The sequence below is a fragment of the Enterococcus sp. AZ103 genome, assembly GCF_051714685.1.
GTDB lineage: Bacteria > Bacillota > Bacilli > Lactobacillales > Enterococcaceae > Enterococcus_A > Enterococcus_A alishanensis.
In genome coordinates this window covers 1638510-1658738 of sequence record NZ_JBIOSI010000001.1, presented here as the reverse complement: position 1 = coordinate 1658738, position 20229 = coordinate 1638510, and the positions used below count along the sequence as shown (strand labels likewise).

Sequence of the window (20229 nt, the reverse complement as noted above, 5' to 3'; positions counted from 1 at the left end):
TTTTAAAAGATGGTTTCTAAATAGATTTCTCGCTTTTTTTCAGTAAAAAAATGCTTTCCTGCCATAATTTATCCAAAATCTCCTGTTGTTTAATTCTAAGGAACCCCCAAGGAATATTTTCATCCAGTAAGTATTTTTGAAATACTTCCATCACAATCGAATACTCTCTAATTTCTTGTACTAAATAACGAAACAACAATATATCTGCTTGATAAAAGATAAAATACCAACTAGGCCAATAAAACCATTCTGGTAAGTATAATAAGTGTGTCTTTGCTTGATAAAAATATTTTTGCAAACGTAAAATATAAGGATCTTTCTTTATCAATTGCTGATTCAATCGTTTTTTCCAGTTGGATGCATCTGTTTTTCGCAGATGGATCAGCGGTTGTTGATTTTGAAAACTTGTCTGATAGATTTCTTTTAAAGAAACAGAGTATGGCATCCACTGATGACGATCAGCAAACAGTGCACCATTGATTTCTCGTAAAAAATAATATAAAAAAACACCTTGCTGATTCACTAGCCACAGATGCAAACCCTTGTCAGATGAAAAGCTGCAAAAAGCCTTTTGTAATTGCGTCAGTTTTTTCTCCGGAGTCAACTTCGGACCCAAAAGCCACCAATCCTCGTATTGATATTTATGATAACCGGCAATTCTTTCTACTAAACGACTTATTTTTAAAGGTGAACACTGGACTTCAATCACTAATTTTTGTGATAGTAAATCTGGACGCTGAGGAATTTCTAGCAAAATAGCTTCCATTTCCCAATCTTCCTCAAAAATCCTTCCCCATTTTTGAAAACCTTCTTTGTACGCTAAATGTTCCGCTGATTCTCCTTCTGAAAAACTACAACATTGACTATTTTTTAAATGAGAAAAATGTGGAATTTTTATCATACCTACTTTACAAATTAATCTTTCACCACAATCTGGACAATAGATGGTCCGCTCTTTTTGTGTAGTCGATGCTTTAACAAGCTTTTTATTTTCATCAAAACCAAAGAGCATTTTTATCACCCTTAAAAAAGATACGCAAAAAAAAGATGATCCAAAAAGATCATCTTTCAATAATTATTTAAAATAGTTTCGCGTTGTTTCAATGGCATCTTGCCGCATCAACATTTTTCCGTATTCATCAAGAACTTCTGGAGAAACAGTCGTGCTATGGGTATATTCTAAAACTTCAGAAATAATGTCGGTCACTGCAAAATCACCGAAATATTCCGGATCAAAGAACACTAATAAATAGTACTGTCCGTTAAATTGATATAAATCACACCATGCATCATCTAAGAAATGATAGTTGGCTAACTCAATCAAATTTTCAAAACTATCTAAAGCAAATACTCTGACGCGTTCTACATCATCTTTTTCGCCATAACTTTTAGTTGAAGACAAAATCTGTTGTTGCATCAATTGATCAAAATCACCTGACTCTAACTCCAAGGCATCCGCAGCTTTGTTAAATTCTTCTTGAGACATGTTTTTGCTAATGAATAATTCAAGCCCGTCTTTTTTCGGTAACACTTGAAATGTTACTGCCTCACTGCTTTTAAACTCGTCTTCTACATCCACTTCTTCTAAAATGGAATAAAAGAATGATTCAATTTCACGATGGTTACCTAACAAATCTAAAAAAGTAATGCCACGATCTGCTAGATCTTCATTACCAATCAAGACTCGAATGGTATTTTCATTGATGTGCTCCATCTCCATCTAAACACACCTCATTTCATTTAGATATATAATCTTATTGTAACTGATTCCAACAAAATGTAAAGAAAGCACGTTTACTTTATGATGAAAAAATTAAAAAACTAGCCGAAAATCCAATCTGGACCGGCTAGTTTAGTCTTTAAACTTTAATTAATTATAATCCCGCCATTAATTGTGCTTGGCGTAATTCGTATTGACGAACAACTCTTGGTAAGAAACGACGAATTTCGTCTTCATTAAATCCAACTTGTAGACGTTTTTCATCGATCATAATTGGTCGACGTAAAAGTCCTGGATTTTCTCTTACTAAATCTAATAATTCTTTTAATGATAAATCATCCAAATTCATGTTCAACTTTTGGAATACTTTTGAACGAGTTGATATGATCTCCTCAGTTCCATCTTCAGTCATTTGCAAAATATCCTTTAATTCGTCGATATTCAAGGGTTCAGAAAAAATGTTCCGTTCAACGTAGGGAATCTCATGTTCTTGTAACCAAGCACGTGCTTTCCGACATGATGTGCAGCTAGGGGAAGTATATAGTGTCAACATACATGTATCACTCCTTTTCTTGACCAATGTTAATTTTATAACAGAAGGCCATTTGCTTCTATCTGTTTACTATTATACATAAAAAACGTAACAAAAAAAAGAGGAGGAGTACATTTTTTTAGTAAATATTAGTGTTATTTAATTTTCCATCTTTTCTTATGCCATTGACCGCGCGGATTTGAAATATGTGAATTATTTCGAATTAATTTTTTATCATTTTCCTGTATTATTGAACAGGATTAAAAACTGTTATACTTTTATTATAAAATATTTATTTCTAGTTACTATTTTAATAAAAAGAATAATTTATTATGTTCTTCATCATTGGTTGAAATCGCCTTCTAGGTTGATGAATAGATGAATTTATTTACAATTTTGCTGATAGTAGTTTTTTTATTCTTATATTCATAACTAACATTTAGTTATTTTAAATTTAATCTATGGGAGAATATCTGTTCTATTTAGAGTTTATTTGTGCTCTTCAAGTTAAAAGTAAATATGATGTTTTTTAAGAATAATGGAAACTTTTAACAAAAAATGTGATTTTTTTTCATCATACTATTGTTCCACTTTTTTTGTTATCAATCATTATTTTAAAAAGGCTCAATTTTTTTGATTGAAGTTTTTTGATGTTTTTTTTCTTTGTTCAGCAATTTTTTAATATAACAAGAGCATTCTTTTTTTTTTAAAATTTGAATTTTTAATCGATCTCTTTTCTTTTCTGATATACTAGTTTTATTACTAAATGAAGGAGGCAAAATATGATAAACGCGCTCGTTTTTGATGTTGATGATACTCTTTACCAACAAGTCGAACCTTTTAAAAATGCAATCATGAAAACTTTTCCGTCTTTTGACATAAATACCGTACCAAAATTATTTATCCGCTTTCGTTATCACAGTGATCTACACTTTGAGAAAAGTGTCACAGGTATCTGGTCTTTAGAAAAAATGCGAGAAGAACGAATAACCGCAGCTTTGAATGATTTAGACTTCAAAGATATCAATCCAGAATTAGCAAAAACTTTTCAAAACAATTATGAAAAAGAGCTAAGAGCTATTAAGCTAGATCCAGAAATCAAATCTGCTTTATCTTTTCTACACGAAAAAAAAATCCCACTTGGTATCATTACCAACGGACCAAAAGAACATCAACAGAAAAAAATTGATTCTTTACAAGTAACTGAATTTATTTCTCCAGAAGCTATTTTTATTTCTGGGGCAGTTGGTAGTTCAAAACCTGATGAATTAATTTTTAGTTTAGCTGCTAAGCAACTGCAACTCCCAGCTGATAATATTCTCTATATCGGTGATAGTTATGAAAATGACGTGATTGGTGCAAAAAACGCTGGCTTCAAAGTTTGGTGGTTTAATCACCAGAACAGGAAACTGACAAAGGACCAACTACCAATTTTTGATTTGGAGATCAACACCTTTTCTGATATGTCTAAAAAAATTACCTCGCTAAATTTTTAGCGAGGCTTTTCTTATTCACCGAAACTTAAAATCATGCGAATATCATCTTCAGTTAACTTGCTAACTTGTTCTTCATTTCCTTGAATAACTTTTTGGAACAGTTCACGTTTTTCTTGTTGTAATTGATTCATCCGTTCCTCAATCGTCCCTTCAGCAATCATCCGCCAAACCTCGACGACTTTCTTTTGACCGATACGATGAGCTCGACCGGCAGCCTGTTCTTCCACTGCAGGATTCCACCATAAATCATATAGAATAACTGTATCAGCACCAGTAAGATTCAAACCTGTTCCACCAGCCTTTAAAGAAATCAAAAAGACATCTTTCTCACCAGCGTTAAAAGCATCCACCATATCAAGCCGATCTTTAACTTTAGTCCTGCCTCGCAAATAGAAACTACTAATTCCAATTTCAGCGAATTCCTCTTCCATTAAAGAAAGCATTCCAGTAAATTGTGAGAACAATAATACTCGGCGACCATTTTCTTTGGCTTGTTGGATTAACTCTTTGACTTGGTCAAGTTTACCAGAACCTCCTTGGTAATCTTCCATAAATAAACGCGGGTCATCACAAATCTGGCGTAAACGAGTCAGACCAGCTAAAATACTAATTCTTTGCTTACGGAAGGTGGCCGAATCCATCTGATCAACTTCTTGTTTCATTCTCCGTAGATAAGCTAAATACACCGTTTTTTGTTCTTCTGTTAAGACACTTAAAACATTTGATTCGATTCTTTCTGGTAAATCTTGCAGTACTGTCGCTTTATCACGGCGTAAAACAAAGGGTTGAATCATTTTGGCAATCTCACTAACTTGTAGCTGGCGGAAATGCCCAATCGTTGGGAAAAAGCCTGGCATCACAATTGAAAACAGTGACCATAATTCTTCCAAATTATTCTCAATCGGTGTCCCACTTAAAGCAAAACGATGTGGAATTTTTAATTGCCGCAAAGCTAATGATGTTTTTGTGCTGGCATTTTTAACCATTTGAGCTTCATCTAAAATCAAATATTGATAGTTATGAGCCTGATGTAAATCAAGATCTTGGCGCAAACTAGCATAAGAAGTGACAACAATATCCACCGTTTCTGCTAACTGCTGCTCTCGTTCAGTCCGATTGCCTGAAACCACTACAACACTTAAAGTTGGCGCAAACTTTTTGATTTCTGCTTGCCAGTTATAAACTAAACTTGCTGGTGCAACTATAACCGTCTTAATTGCTTCACTTTCTTTTTTTGCTAACAAGAAAGTAATAACTTGGATTGTTTTACCTAAACCCATTTCATCAGCTAAAATACCGCCTAAGCCATAATCACTCAGCATAGTCAGCCATTTAAAACCAGTTACTTGGTAAGGACGCAACGTCGCTTCAAGTTCTTGCGGTATTTCTACCGGATAATCTTCAGGATGGGTTAAATCTTGAACCATTTTTTTAAAACTCTCGCTAAATTGCGCTTGGGGATTGTTTCTTAATTTTTCCTCTAGCACAATCCCTTGGCTTTTAGGTAAGCGAATAACGCCATTTTCTGCATTGATTCTTTCCCGTAAGTCACCAATCATCGCACTTGTTTCTTGAAAAGCTTCTGAATCAAAACTGATAATTTCGCCATTTTCCAAAGTATAAAAGCGATCATTTCTCAGTAAACTGTCTAACACTTGATCAATTTCACTATTATTAATCCCACTAATATCAAAATGAATATCTAGCCATGTGCCGCCTTGATCAACCTCGATTGTTGGCTGATACTCATCGCCATCTAAAAATAATTGGCGTAATTTTTTGCCCATCTTCACTTCTGCCAAACGTCGAAATGCTTCAATCTCAATTTTAAAGAAGTAATACAAATTTTCTTTTGTTGGGATTTTTTTCTCAAAACCTGTATCAATTTTTGTATAACGGAACTGGTTAAATAAAGCCAAAATTTCGCCTTCTCTTTTACGATCTCGGAGAATTTCAACGTTATTTGGAATTTTCCCTTGATGCTCTTCATTGGTTGAAAAATAAGCATTGCCATAATGAAATTCTGCTTCTGCTTTAATCATTCCTTTAATCCGTCGAAAAATAACTACTGCCCGCAAAGGTTCTTCCTTCATTACTGCCGAAACTTCTGGTGCGATAATTACTTGACCAATTCTTCTTAAATGCGGTAAAACATCTGTGAATAAATGAGATAATTGTCTTTGTTCATAGGTAATCACAGGTTCTTTTAAACGTTTCATTAATTGCTTCAATGTTAAATAGGTATCTTGTTGTGCGTGACTCAATAAATAGTATTGGTCATCTTTAAAGCCTAAGAAATAATTACTATAATAATTGGTCATTCGATCTTCAATCGTCAACTCATAATGATTCTCTACTTTATCCAATTTGAATAGTAAAGGTAATTCTTGTGCTTCGGACAATTGATGATACGTTTTTTCGCCAATCTTAACTGTTAAGTTATCAGTTGCCTCCATGGCTTTTAATAAACTCTGCAAACGGTGCACAGGCAATAACAAGAAGCGCTTATCCAGTTTTCCTTTTACTTGTAAGCCACTTTTTCCTAGCAATTGATAAGTTTCACTGACACCAACTAAATCTTCAATAATATCACGGCAGCCGGGATTAAATGCCCCAGCTTCTATTTGAAAACGATATTGTTTATTTACAGTGTATGTCGTTTCCGTTTGATATGCGTGTAAAAAATCATAGATATTTTTTACAATATAACTGCGCCCATTCGGATCATTACTAATTTTTAAGGAAACAGCTAATAAGTCCAATTCGGTATGATACGGATTGGTAGGAATTGCCTCAACCACAAATTCAATCGTCAATGGTTCCACTTGCTCTTCATTTTTTTCAAGTCGAGTAAAGCCTTGATTCAATAAATCGGCAAAAGAAACAGTTTGTTGGACTGTCTGAACCTGAGAAGTTTGCGGTGTAATCACACGTGACATATTTTTTTCCCGTAGATAAAGTTCAACAGCTACCGTGTGTTTACAATAACTGTGTTCCTCCCAATAAGGACATTCACAAATATCATTTTCTTTACCACTGCCATCTAGATCTACTAAGTATAATTCGCTACCTAAAACTTCTGCATGCCAGACCCGATTGGCAGTATCCGCTACGACAGATAGCACCCGACCCTCTTTTAAATAAGTTCGTCCACGATCGATTACTTTTTCTGGTATACTCCATCTCATCTGACTTCACTTCTTTCTTCTAACTGATAAGTTATTTTGCTTTGACCAGAACCATTCGTTTTCACAATAATTTGTTGTGGGATACGCTCTTTTAATTCTTTAACATGACTGATAATACCAATCATACGACCTTTATTATCAACACTTTCTAAGGCAGTCATGGCCATCTCCAAAGCCTCTTCATCTAGTGAACCAAAACCTTCATCGATGAAGAGTGTTTCAATAGCAACACCACCGGCTTGATTTTGGATTACTTCTGCCAATCCCAATGCTAGCGATAAAGCAGCGATAAAGCTCTCACCACCTGATAAAGTTTGCGCGCTACGGACTTGACCGGCATGATCATCATAAACATTGATTTCTAAACCCGTACTACCCTTATAACTTCCAACAGTTTCATTTAATTCAAACTGATAACGATTGTTAGTCAACAACGTAAACTGCTGATTGGCCTTAGCTAAAACTTCATATAAATACCATTTTAACACGTATCGTTCCAATCCAATTTTTTTAGGATTGTCCCCATTCATGACATTAAAAAGTTGTGAAATTTCTTGCTGTTCACTTAATTGCTGTTGACTTTCAGCATGCAAAATTTCAATTTTATCAACTAGCTGTTGTTGTTGCCGGATGTGATTTTCTAATTGATAATATATTTTACGGGCTTCTTCTAGTCTATCTTGTATAGTTTTTAAAGCTACCGCTAAAATTTCTAGTTCAGGTTCTCTTTGATTTTCTAAGCGATTGCTCAAAACTTTTATTCGATCTTGTAAAATCAAACGACGATTTTCGAAGTCTTGTATCCGTGCCTTCAAATCGGCAGCAACATAATTTTTTTCTATCAATGAATTAAATGCTTCTCGCATCAGATCGGCTTGTCTTAAACCATCATTCACTATTGCTGTTTTTTCAGCAAGTTGTATTTCTTGATTAGTAATTGATTGGTCTAGTTGTTTTTTTCGTTCTGTTAATAAGGTAACCTGCGTTTTTAATTCTTGACCCATTTTCTGATGACTTTCAATCTTACTTAAATATCCTGAAACAGCTTGTTTTTCAATGGTAATTTTTTCTATGAGCTCTTCTAGTTGCCAATCATCAGTTTGTTCATTTAAAACTGCCAAACGACCTTCTAAAAGTTGTAAAGCAGCTGTTATTTCTGCTAATTGATTAACCAAAGTTTGCTCCTGCAACTCTAAATCTTTTTCAGTAAAACTTAATTCAGCCACTTCTTCAGCTATTTTTTTCAACTCTGCCAATTGTGTAGTAGTTTCGGTTATTTTTTTGGCAAGAAAATCTTCCATCTCAACTTGAGAAATAGAGATTTGATAAAAAGCAGTTAATTCTTTAAGGAAGTCTGTCTCTTCTTCAAGTAGCTGTTCTTGAATTTGCTGACGTTCAGCTTGTAGTTTTTTAAAGCTGACCCGTTGATTCTCAAAAACAGCCTGTGTTTTTTCTTTTTCAATCTGCAAATTTTTTAAAACGGCTTCTTTTTCTTCCATTTCAATTTGTAATGCTTGTAGCTCAATTAGAGAAATTTCTGCATGTTTTGCTGGATTAGGATGTTCTGGAGAGCCACAAACAGGACAAGCCTCACCTGGAATCAGTTGCATGCTTAAACGAGCGATTTCTAAGCTCGCCCAACGATGCTGAATTTGTTGAAATTCAGCAGTCGCGCTAGTCATTTGATTACTTAAGCGAGAAGTCTTTTCGATTAGTTTTGCTAATTCGATTTGCTGATCTTCTTCTAACTCTTGTAGCTCAAATTCACGCTGTCGTTTTCTAGTTAACTCAGTACAGATTGTCTGAAATTGTACTTCTTGATAACGACGTTCTTGAAATTCTTTTTCAGAGCGTAATTTTTCTTTTAGATTAGCGATTTTTTCTTGTCGTTGCTGGCGTTCAAGCTTAAATTTTTCCAATTCATCTGCTTTTGACTGTTGTTTAGTTAGCAGCTCTGATTGCTCCGTTTGCAATGTGTGTTGCTGTTCTAATAACGGTAAGATATTTTCTAATCGTTGAAGCTGTTGTTGGCGCTCTTTCCATTCTTCAGTTTCCAACTGTAAAGTTGCTTCTGTTGTTTCCCATGTAGCTTGTTGAGTTTCTACTTTTTCAATTTCATTAGTATTATTAATAAATTCTTCTCGAAGAGCTTTTAAGATACTTTGCTGCTTGATTTCTTCATCCATGAAAGGTTGGATTTTTTCAATTGTTTCAGCGATGATTAACTGTTCTTTTATTGCTGCAATTTCAGGTAATTCTTGGTTTTGTTCTGCTAAAACGACTTTCGTTTGGTGGTACTCTTTAAAATAAGCCGCCAACTGCTGAGCTTCATTAAAAATCGTTTGTTTTTCAATTACTTCTTTTTGCAATCTAGTTAAACTAATTTCTTGGTCAGACAATTTTTTCTTTTCAATAGTTAAATACAGATGAGTATTATTTAATGATTCTTGATAACTTAAGCCTTTTTCACTTTCTATTTGTTCAAATAATTGATCAATCAGTACCATCGTTTCTGCAACTTCTTGATCATAGGCCTGTCTTTTTTGTTTCAATTTTTCGGTAAAACGGCGATAAAAACCGGTTCCAAAAATATTTCTTAATAAAGACTCTTTTTCGGTACTATTGGCCATTAAAAAGTTGCGAAATTCTCCTTGGGGCAACATCACAATTTGGCGAAATTGTTCTTTTTCCAAATGTAATAGTTGACTTAAGAACTCCCGCACACGATCAATTTTTTGATAACTCTCAATTTCTCGATTATTTTCATCAAAAATCGTTAATTGCACTTTTTGATTTTTAATCGTATTTCCCTTGCCGTTTTTTTTGGCGATCGTCTGTTTCGGCTGACGTTCAATTTGATAAGTTCTACCATGATGGACAAAAGTAAATACCACTCTTGTTAAGTCGGTACTTTTGGCAAAGATAGACCGGATTTCTTCAGCACTGCGCAAATCCCCCGACGGATCACCGAACAAAGCGAAAGTGATAGCATCAAAAATAGTAGTCTTTCCAGCACCCGTTTTCCCACTGATCAAGAAAAGTGGCGACGATTGTAGTTTTTCAAAATCAACGGTTTCATTTAAAAAGGGGCCAAAATTTTCCATCTTTAGTTCTTTAGGTACCATTATTTTTCGCCTCCTTCTTTCAAGGCTTGTGATAATTCCGCTTGAATCCATTCAATTTGTTTAGCTGAAAGATTTTCTTCTGTCACCTCAGTAAAAAAGTCCATGACTAATTCTTGCGGCCCTTTGCTTTTTATGCGAGCGGCTTTTTTTTGATTTTTTACGCTATTTTCTCGTCCAGTAGCTCGTTCTATTTGTAAGATATGAGGATAAATTTCTTTTAATTGGTTCATTATATTAGGAATGATGGCACGATCTGTCAATAATATCGATAAATAATCATCCCGTTTAATTGATTGATAAAATTTTGGATCTGTTAATTCTGAAAAGCTACCAGTTATTTCAACAACTTCGTATAACGGTGCCAAAGTTTTAAACTCAAAGCTTACTTTGTCGCTAGTATCTACAATAAAAACACCTTTTGCCTGATCTTTTTCCGATAAAGAATACTTTAATGGCGAGCCACTATAACGAGCATTTGGTAATTGCAAAGCATTTTTATGATGCAAATGTCCCAATGCTACATAATCAAATGGAGCCAATAGATGACCATCGATCCCGTCTAAGCCGCCCACTTCTATTTTTGTTTCCGAATCTGTCTTACTGGCACCCGTCACAAAAAAATGGCTAACCAGAATATGTTTCTTTGTTGGATCAAAGCTGTCTACAATTTTTTCTATCACTTTTGGCATTGCATCATGAATCGATCGAATAGATTCATCTTCAAAATAAATTCGTGCATCTACTGGTTCAAAATATGGCAACAAATAAAAATCTGTTTGATCAATCGTGATTGGTTCAAAGCTTTCAGCTAACCTAGATTTTAATTCATATTGAGTCTGGCTAAACCAGATAGACCCTGCACCTAAACGCGTGCCACTATCATGGTTCCCAGAAATGACTAACACCGGCAATTTTGCCTCTAAATTAATTTCAGCAATCACTTGATTATATAATGTTACACTGGTTTCTGGCGGAATCGAACGATCATAAATATCACCCGCAATCACCACAGCATCCACTTTTTCTGACAAAGCTAGGGCAACTATTTTTTGTAAAATGTCTTTTTGCTGGTCATACAAATCATAACCATGCAATTTTTTCCCTAAATGCCAATCTGCGGTATGTAAAAACTTCACGTCATCACCTTTTTCTAAAAATAGTCCTTCCCAATATTATAACAGAATTAATGTTTATTTACCTTTTATGCTCCATCAATCCTGAAAATCATCTTTTTATTTCATGAAAGATACGTTAACATTAGGAAGTAAAGAATGGATTTGGAGGTCTTAGTTTGCCAATTGGAATTATCGTTAACTCAATCGTGATTATATTAGGTGGTATCATCGGAGGGTTACTCGGACACTTAGCTACTGAAAGAATAAAATATGAATTAAATGGTGTCTTTGGCATTTGTGCCATCGCCATGGGAATTCCCAGTATTACTCAAATGGCCAATATGCCCGCCGTCATCTTAGCAGTCGTTGTCGGTACTACTTTAGGTTTGGTTTTCCATTTTGGTCAGCAAATTGAAAAAGTCGCTGCTTTAATGCAACGACCGATTGGAAAAATATTTCCTCACGAAAACTTAGCAATTTCCCATGATGAATTTATCAATAGTTTAGTTACAGCAATTGTATTATTCTGCGCTAGCGGAACAGGTATATACGGCAGTTTGACGGCTGGCATGACTGGTGATCATACGATCTTAATCGCCAAATCTGTTTTAGATTTCTTCACAGCAGTTATTTTTGCTAGTAATTTAGGCTATGTCGTATCTGTAATTGCCTTGCCACAATTTGTTATCTTTTTTGCCTTATTTTTATTTGCCGGCGTGATTTTTCCAATGACTACACCAGAAATGATTCTGGATTTTAAAGCTTGTGGTGGCTTCTTAATGTTAGCGACTGGCTTTCGTATGAGTAAAATTAGGATGTTTCCTACTGCTGATATGATACCAGCGATGATTTTAGTGATGCCCATCAGCTGGGTTTGGTTGACTTATGTCCTGCCCTTTCTGCAATAAAAAAACTGTAAACAATCTCCAAATTTTGGATTTTGTTTACAGTTTGAGTAGTGAACTAATCTTGTTCACTACCTTTTTTATTTGGCAAATATTTATAATCTGGATTGATTTCATAATCCAGCTGATTAAAGGCAGTTTGTACTCTGCGTTCAATTTCTGCTAATCCAGCTGTATCAAGCTTTTTAATATCTGAAATATCAATCGGTGCACCATAACGAACGTAAACAGGACGACGTTTAAATAAATCAGAAAACTTTACTGGTCCTTGATAAACACTTGGTACAATCGGAACTTTTGCTAAACGAGCAATCAGGGCCATTCCGCCTTTTAAATCCGACGAATGCCGCGTGCCACTAGGAAACATAATCAAGCCTTTGTCGGAGTCCTTTAACAATTTTACTGGTCGTTTGATAACACTTGGCCCGGGCTTATCACGATCCACCGGAAATGCATTCAAATGAACCAAAATATAACGAATAACAGCATTTTTATATAATTCTTCCTTGGCTAAAAATACAAACTGCTTCGGCGATGCTCCTAGCGCCAAGTAAAAAGGATCCCACCAAGTCCGATGGGGGGCTACTAAAATATAGTTTTTGTCTTTTGGTAAATTTTCTTGCATTTGATAATGGGCATTGCCATTAATTAAGCCTAAAAAAATTCTTACAAAGCCACGAATAAATCTAAAAAACATTCTTTTTTCTCCTCTGTTCCTAAAGCGTACTAAACGTAGTATAATACATAGGCGTGATTTTTTTAAGGGGGATTTAACAATTGTTAAAAAATGGAGAAAGAATTGATCAACTTTTTGCTGAAGGTATTCAAATTATTCAAAGCTCTGAAGTTTTTTCTTTTTCAATTGATGCGGTCTTATTAGCTAATTTTGCCCGTGTCCCGAAAAAAGGAAAAATTATGGATCTATGTGCCGGAAATGGTGCCGTTGGTCTTTTTATTAGTCAAAAAACAGCAGCTGAAATCGAACAAATCGAAATTCAACCACGTCTTGCCGAAATGGCCCAACGAAGTATTTTACTCAACCATTTAGAAAATCAAATGACTATGCATCAACTGAACTTAAAAGATACATTGAGTATCTTTAGAAAAGATGCCTTTGATTTGGTTGTTTGCAATCCACCTTATTTTAAGGAATTGCCTCTCAGTCAAAAAAACCCTAATCCTTATCTAGCAATTGCCCGACATGAAATCGAAACAAATCTAGCTGAGGTGATCAAAATGTCGGCAGATTTACTCAAAACCAATGGTCGCTTTGCAATGGTTCATCGCCCCGATCGTTTTTTAGAAATACTGGATTGCTTGCGGGCCAATCGTTTGGCCCCGAAAAGAATTCAATTTGTCTATCCTAAAGCTGATAAAGAAGCCAATATTTTATTAATAGAAGCCATTAAAGATGGAAAAAAGGATGGTCTACGTTTCTTACCACCATTAATTACTTATGATGATCAGGGAAACTATTCTCCACCGTTAAAGGATATGCTTTATGGCAACTAATGCGTATTTTTATGTTCTGTTGTGTCGTGATCAAACTTATTATGGCGGCTATACTACTGATTTGTCTCGTCGTCTAAAAGAGCATAATAGTGGAAAAGGTGCTAAGTATACTCATCCACTTAGTCGTCGGCCCGTTCAAATGGTTCATGCTGAAGTTTTTGACAGTAAAAGTGCCGCTATGAAAGCTGAATTTGCCTTTAAAAAATTAAATCGGCAAAAAAAGGATATCTATTTACAATCTAATCAACAAAAAAACGTTTTGTGAAAAATTTATCTCACAAAACGTTTTTATTTTATTGTCCTTTTACTAGGGCTTTCGTGATAAGACTAGTGTAATAGATATCGCCCTCTTCATTTGGATGGACTTGATCTTCATAAAACCATTCAGGATGATCTTTACTATAATCATACCAGTCAATGACAGTCAGATTCTTATATTTCTGGGCTGAAACATCCCATAATTGATTCACTTCATTTTGCCAACGCCGAGTTGGAACGTAAACATTGATTGCAACAACTCTTCGTTTTTTCCCGATAATCGACATAATTTGTGCAATGTCATCTTCAGTGAAAGCACCATTAGTTCCTAAACTTAATAATACCGTGTCTTCCAGTTTACCATCGTCTTTAATCGTTTGTAATTGTTCAATTCCATCAGCCAATTGGCGACCAACTTCACCATCCACCGTCATTTTAGGAAACAATGAGGTTAAACCGTTAGAACCAGCCAATAAAACGGAATCCCCGTATGCTGTAACGTTCATTCGTTTAGCAATATTTACTTCTGCATTGGTCAAGTTATATTTTTCAGCCAAACTGATTTCGCCAGAAGCTTCGGTGCTGTCTTTTGTTTCTGATTCCGAACTGTCACTAGTTTTTGTCTCCGCAGTTTGTTTTTCTTCCGCTGCTTTTTGATTATTTTTAATTTGTTCTTGCAATTTTTGTTGATTGGCATCGACTTGATTTGTTGGAGCAATAATTAATCCCACTAATGAAATAATAAACACTAGACTTCCGGCGATCAAGCCAATTTTTTGTTTACTTTTGATCGGAGCCATCACCCAATTTTTTACAACTGAAAAAGTTCTTGCATACTGGAATTTTCGTAAAGGATTTTCTACCAAACGATAAGAAAGTTCCGTAGCAATTAAAATCAAAATGATTTCAATTAAAGCGTGTAAATATACATGGTTGGCAATATTTATCTTAGCCTCATAAAAAATCATAATTGGAAATTGATACAAATAAATACCATAGCTTCTTTTTCCTAACCAAGCAAAAACTGGATTGGTTAAGAACCGATTCAAACTAGCGCCTGGATGAGCTGTAATCGCCACTAAAATGACTACTAACAAACTAATTAAGAACATCCCTCCATAATACAAAAAGGTGGTCCCATCTGAAATAGTGAAGAAACTAAGAATTAGCAAAGCCAATGAAACAAAACCAATAATATTTAGGGTTCGTTTAGCTTTGGGAGGAATTGTCATTTTTAAACGAGAACTGGGCCAAATATATGCGAGTGCTGTTCCTAAAAGAATTGAAAAAATTCGCGTATCAGTTCCATAATATACTCTTGTTGGATCTTGTCCAGGAACATATAAAATCGCCATCCATATGGCTGATAAAATCGCCAATGCTGTAACTGTTAAAAACATTTTTCCTCGATTTTTAACAAACTTCATCAATAAGATAAAAACGATTGGCCAAATTAAATAATTTTGTGTTTCAACTGCCAATGACCAAATGTGCGTAAAAGGAGATTCCGCAGCAAAGCGGTCAAAATAAGACATGCCATGATTAATCTGCCACCAGTTATTAACATAAGCCAAACTGCTCAAGACATTTCCCCGCAAATTATTCAATAAATTACGCTGAAATAAAGTAATATAAGCCGAAGCGAAAATCAACATCGTGACTAAAGCCGGATATAAACGACGCATGCGCCGATAATAAAATTGCTTAACCGCGATCCGACCATTTTGACGATATTCTTGTAGTAATAAATCCGTAATCAAATAACCGGAGACAACAAAAAATACCGGTACCCCTAAGAATCCACCTTGCATTGTATTAGGTAATAAATGATATAAAATGACACCAACTACCGCAAGCGATCGTAATCCATCAAATCCAGTAATATAGCGACTTGTTTTAAGTCTCTTCTCCATTTTTTTCTTCCATCTTTTCTTTCTATAATCAAAGCTACTTATATAGCTTAAAAGTTATTGCTTAAAAGTGCAACATTTACTAACAAATAATTTTTTTTCCTCATTTAAAATTAAAAAACTGCAAAGCAAGTGACACTCACTTACTCTGCAGTGATTAAATTTAGTCCATCGATTCTTCGTAAAAACGACCCAAAATTCGAACATTTTCTGAAATACTAACAAATGCCAACGGATCAGTTTCTCGCATAATGGCTTCTAATGCCGGTAATTCAAAACGAGTGACAACAGTAAACAAAATCGTCTGTTTGTCATGCTTATAAGCACCTTCTGCTTCATTAATTATTGTTATCCCCCGTCGCATACTATCTTGAATCGCTTCAATAACTTTATCGGGTTGCTTTGTAACAATCATGACTTGCATCTTTCGTTGTTTCGTATACAATGCATCAGTCAATTTCCCACTCATAAAGATAGCAAAGGCCGAATAAAACATGTAAGGCCAACCAAATAAAAGTCCCGCCACAAACATAATCATTACATTAAAAATCATCGAAATCGACCCAACTGAGCGACCAGTTTGTTTACGAATGGTGATACTTAAAATATCTAATCCACCAGATGACAAGCCATTTTTCAAGGCAAAGCCAATTCCTACACCTGAAATTGCGCCCCCGAATATCGCACAAATAATCGGGTCTGTTGATAAAGTCGTTTCGGGAATAATATGAATGAAAAAGGATGTTAAGAATACGGTAATAAAAGTAAAGAAAGTAAATTTATGACCAATTTTAAACCAAGCTAAAACAAATAACGGAATATTTAAAGCAAATAAAGTAATTGAAACTGGGACTGTGTGTCCGACAAATTGTTTAGACAAAGTAGTCAAAATTTGTGCGAAACCAGTAATCCCACTGGAATAAATATTTCCAGGTTGGTAGAAAAAATTCACCGCAATGGCAGCTATAAAAGCATAAACAACTGCCACCGATAATCTTGTTGCATAATCATGATAGGGCCAATCCGCTATCTTTTTTAACATGTAATTAAACGCCTCTTTCATCAAAAGTCACTCACATTATACGGAGTTTATTTGAAAAAAGAAAGCACCAACTGGATAAGTCTGTGCTTTCTTTAGGAATTTCTTATTCTTCGATGTTTGTTGTGTTAATGCTTAATTCATAAAGTTGTAATGGAGACACTGTGCTTGGCGCATCAGACATTGGATCAGCGGCTTTCCCATTTTTTGGAAAGGCAATTACTTCACGAATATTGTCTTCGCCCGCTAGTAACATCGCGAAACGATCTAACCCTAAAGCTAAACCACCAATTGGCGGAAAACCATAATCTAATGATTCCAACAAGAATCCGAATTGGTCATTGGCTTCTTCTCTTGAAAAACCTAATGTTTCAAAAACTTGTTCTTGTAATTCTCGTGTGTGAATCCGTAGTGATCCGCCACCTAATTCATAACCATTTAAAACAATGTCATAAGCTTGCGCATACACTTTTTCCGGATGGTCTTTTAAATCTGGAATAGACGATTCATTTGGCATCGTAAATGGATGGTGGGCAGACACATAACGTCCTGCTTCTTGATCAAATTCAAATTGTGGCCAATCCACGACCCAAAGATAATTAAATTTATCTTCATCGATTAAACCTAATTCTTTACCAACTTTTGAACGTACAGCACCTAGAGCAGTTACTGCAGTTAAAAATTGATCTGCTGCAAACATTAAGACATCACCAGGTTCTGCGTTGGTTACTTCTTTCAAATCAGTTGCGATATTACCAACAAACTTAGCGATTGGTCCAGTTAATTCGCCTGCTTCGTCAACTTTCATCCAAGCTAAACCTTTCGCACCAAATTGACTGACAAATTGACTTAAACGATCTAATTCTTTACGAGAATATTTGTCAGCGGCTCCTTTAGCATTTAACACTTTTACCACGCCACCATTATCAGTTGCCATACGGAATACTTTAAAATCTGTTGCTGAAGCTAATTCAGTCACGTCGATTAATTCCATTTCAAAACGAGTATCAGGTTTATCTGAACCGTAACGAGTCATCGCTTCATCCCAAGTAATCCGTGGGAAAGGTAACGTCACTTCGATTCCTTTAATATCTTTCATCACTTGAGCAATTAATTGTTCCGTGTATTCTTGAATTTCTTCTGCCGTTAAAAAACTAGTTTCAATATCGACTTGGGTAAATTCTGGTTGACGATCGCCCCGTAAATCTTCATCACGGAAACAACGAACGATTTGATAATAACGATCAAAGCCAGCAGTCATCAATAATTGTTTTAAAATTTGTGGTGATTGAGGTAAGGCATAAAAATGTCCTGGATGAACCCGTGAAGGCACTAAATAATCACGGGCACCTTCTGGCGTTGATTTTGCCAAAATTGGTGTTTCAATATCTAAGAAGTCATTATTGTCTAGAAAATGACGAATTGATTTAGTCAAATTATGACGTAATTTAATATTACTAGTCATTTTCGGACGACGTAAATCCATATAACGATATTTCAAACGGACTTCATCACTAATATTTTGGTCATCTTCAATTGAAAATGGAGGAGTTTTCGCACTATTTAAAATAGTGATGTCTTCACCTTTCACTTCGAATAATCCAGTTGCCATTTTTAAATTAACAGAATTTTCATCCCGCTTAATTACTCTACCAGTAATTTCAACGACAAATTCACTGCGGCATTGATCTGCAACTTCCCAAGCTTCTTTTGATTCTTCTGGATTGAAGACTACTTGGACAATTCCTTCACGGTCACGTAAATCAATAAAAATTAAGCCACCTAAGTCACGTCGCTTTTGGACCCAACCTTTTAAAGTAACTTGTTGATCCAAATATTTTTCGGAAACTAGTCCCGCATAAACTGTTCTTTTTGCCATCTTTGTTTTTCTCCTTTAACCAATTGTTTAATATTCATTTTTTTAAGTAAGTTTTGACAATGTCTCGTTACATCAGTTAAGGAACCTCTGAACGAAGATATTAATCAAAAACTGGTGTCATCATTTCATCGTAAATTTCATCAAAGTGATGATATATTTCAGTCAATGGGAAAGTTTTTTCAGCTCGTGTCGCTGAAGATTTCACATTGATTGTGCCATTTTCTAATTCCGCTTCTCCTAGCGTTAAAATTAACTTAGCTCCAGCTTTATCAGCTGATTTAAATTGCGCTTTTGCCTTGCGATCCATGAAATCACGATCTGCAGAGAAACCAAAATTACGAATGGACTGTACAATTTTTAAGCTTTCTATGTTCGTTAAAGCACCTATACCAACAACGTAAGCATCTAATTGTTTCGCTACTGGAATCAAAACATCTTCTTGTGCTAATGTCATTAAGATTCTTTCTTCACCCATCGCAAAACCAATTCCTGGTGTTTGTGGTCCACCTAGCTCTTCTACTAAACCATCGTAACGGCCACCAGCACAGATAGTCGATTGACTCCCCATTCCCGGTGCATCACTCATAATTTCAAAGATAGTATGCATATAATAATCTAAGCCACGTACCATGCGATGATCAATCTCATATGGTGTGCCTAAATGATCCAGTGTTTTCGTAACTTGTTCAAAATATTCTTTTGCATAAGGACTCAAGTAATCCAAAATACTTGGCGCATCCGTTACAAACTTTTGGTCTTTTTTATCTTTGCTGTCTAATACTCGTAAAGGATTTTCATGTAGTCGACGTTTTGAATCTTCACTCAGTTCATTTTCGTGTGGCAAAAGATAATCAATCAATGCTTGACGGTAATTTTGACGCGTTTCTTTATCACCTAAAGAATTAATCACCAGTCGAATATTTTTTAAACCTAACTGTTTAAAATAATCCATCGCCATTGACATTGTTTCAACATCTAAAGTTGGATTTTCACTTCCCAACGCTTCAACCCCAATTTGATGAAATTGACGCAAGCGACCTTTTTGGGGGCGTTCATAACGAAACATTGGTCCCATATAAAATGCTTTGTAGGGTTTTTGATATTCTGGTCCAAATAATTTATTTTCTACGAATGCACGGACAACGGGTGCCGTTCCTTCAGGTCGTAATGTGACATGCCGATCCCCTTTATCATAGAAATCGTACATTTCTTTTGAAACAATATCCGTAGTATCCCCGACACTTCTAGCAATAACTTCATAATGTTCAAATATAGGTGTCCGAATCTCTTGATATTGGTAATCGTTAAATAATAATCGGGCCGTTTCCTCAATAAACAGCCAGTTGTCACTTTCACCCGGTAAAATGTCATTGGTGCCTTTTGGTCTTTGATAACTCATCTTTTATTTGCTCCCTTCTTTACATATGCAGTCAAAAAAAGCCCTCGTTCAAATGAACAAGGGCGAAATATCGCGGTACCACCTATTTTTTAGAGTCTCCTCTTCTCAAACAATTAACGCTTGCTAAACGGAATAGCTTTTCACTACTCAT

At 35.2% G+C, this 20229-nt stretch carries 15 protein-coding genes; 4 read left to right on the top strand and 11 right to left on the bottom strand.

What is annotated here, in order from left to right:
* Positions 1 to 16 precede the first annotated feature (16 nt).
* From ID741_RS08345 to spxA, 3 genes are all read right to left on the bottom strand, one after another.
* Positions 17 to 1012 carry a competence protein CoiA gene (locus tag ID741_RS08345; RefSeq protein WP_438719702.1) on the bottom strand — a complete coding sequence of 332 codons (996 nt, stop codon included), beginning with the start codon at positions 1010 to 1012 and terminating at the stop codon, positions 17 to 19.
* Between the two features lie 63 nt (positions 1013 to 1075).
* Positions 1076 to 1720: an adaptor protein MecA gene (locus ID741_RS08340; protein ID WP_438719701.1), complete on the bottom strand. Its 645-nt coding sequence runs from the start codon at positions 1718 to 1720 to the stop codon at positions 1076 to 1078.
* 154 nt (positions 1721 to 1874) lie between these two features.
* Positions 1875 to 2273 carry a transcriptional regulator SpxA gene (gene spxA / locus ID741_RS08335; RefSeq protein ID WP_218326767.1) on the bottom strand — a complete coding sequence of 133 codons (399 nt, stop codon included), beginning with the start codon at positions 2271 to 2273 and terminating at the stop codon, positions 1875 to 1877.
* 761 nt (positions 2274 to 3034) lie between these two features.
* On the opposite strand from spxA, the gene ID741_RS08330 reads away from it, so the two are divergent.
* A complete protein-coding gene (locus ID741_RS08330) occupies positions 3035 to 3748 on the top strand; it encodes an HAD family hydrolase (RefSeq protein WP_438719700.1) in 714 nt (237 codons plus the stop codon).
* An 11-nt stretch (positions 3749 to 3759) separates the two neighbouring features.
* Here the strand turns inward: ID741_RS08330 and ID741_RS08325 are convergent, their stop codons facing one another.
* The 3 genes from ID741_RS08325 to ID741_RS08315 are packed head-to-tail and all read right to left on the bottom strand — an operon-like array spanning position 3760 to position 11197.
* A complete protein-coding gene (locus ID741_RS08325) occupies positions 3760 to 6936 on the bottom strand; it encodes an SNF2 helicase associated domain-containing protein (RefSeq protein WP_438719699.1) in 3177 nt (1058 codons plus the stop codon).
* Positions 6933 to 10061 (bottom strand): AAA family ATPase, encoded by a 3129-nt coding sequence (locus ID741_RS08320; RefSeq protein WP_438719698.1) that lies wholly within the window; start codon positions 10059 to 10061, stop codon positions 6933 to 6935. The genes ID741_RS08325 and ID741_RS08320 overlap by 4 nt, the downstream gene beginning before the upstream one ends.
* Complete coding sequence (locus tag ID741_RS08315) at positions 10061 to 11197, bottom strand: exonuclease SbcCD subunit D (protein ID WP_438719697.1); 1137 nt, start codon at positions 11195 to 11197, stop codon at positions 10061 to 10063. Before ID741_RS08315 ends, ID741_RS08320 begins: the two co-directional genes overlap by 1 nt.
* A 155-nt stretch (positions 11198 to 11352) precedes the next feature.
* On the opposite strand from ID741_RS08315, the gene ID741_RS08310 reads away from it, so the two are divergent.
* Positions 11353 to 12084 carry a DUF554 domain-containing protein gene (locus ID741_RS08310; protein ID WP_438719696.1) on the top strand — a complete coding sequence of 244 codons (732 nt, stop codon included), beginning with the start codon at positions 11353 to 11355 and terminating at the stop codon, positions 12082 to 12084.
* A gap of 55 nt (positions 12085 to 12139) precedes the next feature.
* Here the strand turns inward: ID741_RS08310 and ID741_RS08305 are convergent, their stop codons facing one another.
* Positions 12140 to 12778: a lysophospholipid acyltransferase family protein gene (locus tag ID741_RS08305; RefSeq protein ID WP_438719695.1), complete on the bottom strand. Its 639-nt coding sequence runs from the start codon at positions 12776 to 12778 to the stop codon at positions 12140 to 12142.
* 80 nt (positions 12779 to 12858) lie between these two features.
* On the opposite strand from ID741_RS08305, the gene ID741_RS08300 reads away from it, so the two are divergent.
* Together ID741_RS08300 and ID741_RS08295 are read left to right on the top strand one after the other, a co-directional pair.
* The gene (locus ID741_RS08300; RefSeq protein WP_438719694.1) at positions 12859 to 13593 is read left to right on the top strand and encodes a tRNA1(Val) (adenine(37)-N6)-methyltransferase; all 735 of its coding nucleotides are present in this window, start codon (positions 12859 to 12861) and stop codon (positions 13591 to 13593) included.
* Positions 13583 to 13858, top strand: coding sequence for a GIY-YIG nuclease family protein (locus ID741_RS08295; RefSeq protein ID WP_218326775.1), 276 nt, complete (start codon positions 13583 to 13585; stop codon positions 13856 to 13858). The genes ID741_RS08300 and ID741_RS08295 overlap by 11 nt, the downstream gene beginning before the upstream one ends.
* 28 nt (positions 13859 to 13886) lie before the next feature.
* Here the strand turns inward: ID741_RS08295 and ID741_RS08290 are convergent, their stop codons facing one another.
* The 4 genes from ID741_RS08290 to hisS all read right to left on the bottom strand — a co-directional run bounded on the left by ID741_RS08290 (position 13887) and on the right by hisS (position 20078).
* Entirely contained in the window at positions 13887 to 15764 is a 1878-nt protein-coding gene (locus tag ID741_RS08290; RefSeq protein WP_218326776.1) for an acyltransferase family protein, read from the bottom strand.
* Between the two features lie 160 nt (positions 15765 to 15924).
* Positions 15925 to 16803, bottom strand: coding sequence for a YitT family protein (locus tag ID741_RS08285; RefSeq protein WP_218326777.1), 879 nt, complete (start codon positions 16801 to 16803; stop codon positions 15925 to 15927).
* A gap of 103 nt (positions 16804 to 16906) precedes the next feature.
* Positions 16907 to 18679, bottom strand: coding sequence for an aspartate--tRNA ligase (gene aspS, locus ID741_RS08280; protein WP_218326778.1), 1773 nt, complete (start codon positions 18677 to 18679; stop codon positions 16907 to 16909).
* A 100-nt stretch (positions 18680 to 18779) separates the two neighbouring features.
* Positions 18780 to 20078 (bottom strand): histidine--tRNA ligase, encoded by a 1299-nt coding sequence (hisS, locus tag ID741_RS08275; protein WP_218326779.1) that lies wholly within the window; start codon positions 20076 to 20078, stop codon positions 18780 to 18782.
* Positions 20079 to 20229: the final 151 nt, after the last annotated feature.

Excerpts from the sequence above, each read along its gene's own strand:
- ID741_RS08345 (WP_438719702.1), bottom strand. The coding sequence starts at position 1,012 with ATGCTCTTTGGTTTTGATGAAAATAAAAAGCTTGTTAAAGCATCGACT.
- ID741_RS08340 (WP_438719701.1), bottom strand. The coding sequence starts at position 1,720 with ATGGAGATGGAGCACATCAATGAAAATACCATTCGAGTCTTGATTGGT.
- spxA (WP_218326767.1), bottom strand. The coding sequence starts at position 2,273 with ATGTTGACACTATATACTTCCCCTAGCTGCACATCATGTCGGAAAGCA.
- ID741_RS08330 (WP_438719700.1), top strand. The coding sequence starts at position 3,035 with ATGATAAACGCGCTCGTTTTTGATGTTGATGATACTCTTTACCAACAA.
- ID741_RS08325 (WP_438719699.1), bottom strand. The coding sequence starts at position 6,936 with ATGAGATGGAGTATACCAGAAAAAGTAATCGATCGTGGACGAACTTAT.
- ID741_RS08320 (WP_438719698.1), bottom strand. The coding sequence starts at position 10,061 with ATGGTACCTAAAGAACTAAAGATGGAAAATTTTGGCCCCTTTTTAAAT.
- ID741_RS08305 (WP_438719695.1), bottom strand. The coding sequence starts at position 12,778 with ATGTTTTTTAGATTTATTCGTGGCTTTGTAAGAATTTTTTTAGGCTTA.
- ID741_RS08295 (WP_218326775.1), top strand. The coding sequence starts at position 13,583 with ATGGCAACTAATGCGTATTTTTATGTTCTGTTGTGTCGTGATCAAACT.
- ID741_RS08290 (WP_218326776.1), bottom strand. The coding sequence starts at position 15,764 with ATGGAGAAGAGACTTAAAACAAGTCGCTATATTACTGGATTTGATGGA.
- ID741_RS08285 (WP_218326777.1), bottom strand. The coding sequence starts at position 16,803 with ATGTTAAAAAAGATAGCGGATTGGCCCTATCATGATTATGCAACAAGA.
- aspS (WP_218326778.1), bottom strand. The coding sequence starts at position 18,679 with ATGGCAAAAAGAACAGTTTATGCGGGACTAGTTTCCGAAAAATATTTG.
- hisS (WP_218326779.1), bottom strand. The coding sequence starts at position 20,078 with ATGAGTTATCAAAGACCAAAAGGCACCAATGACATTTTACCGGGTGAA.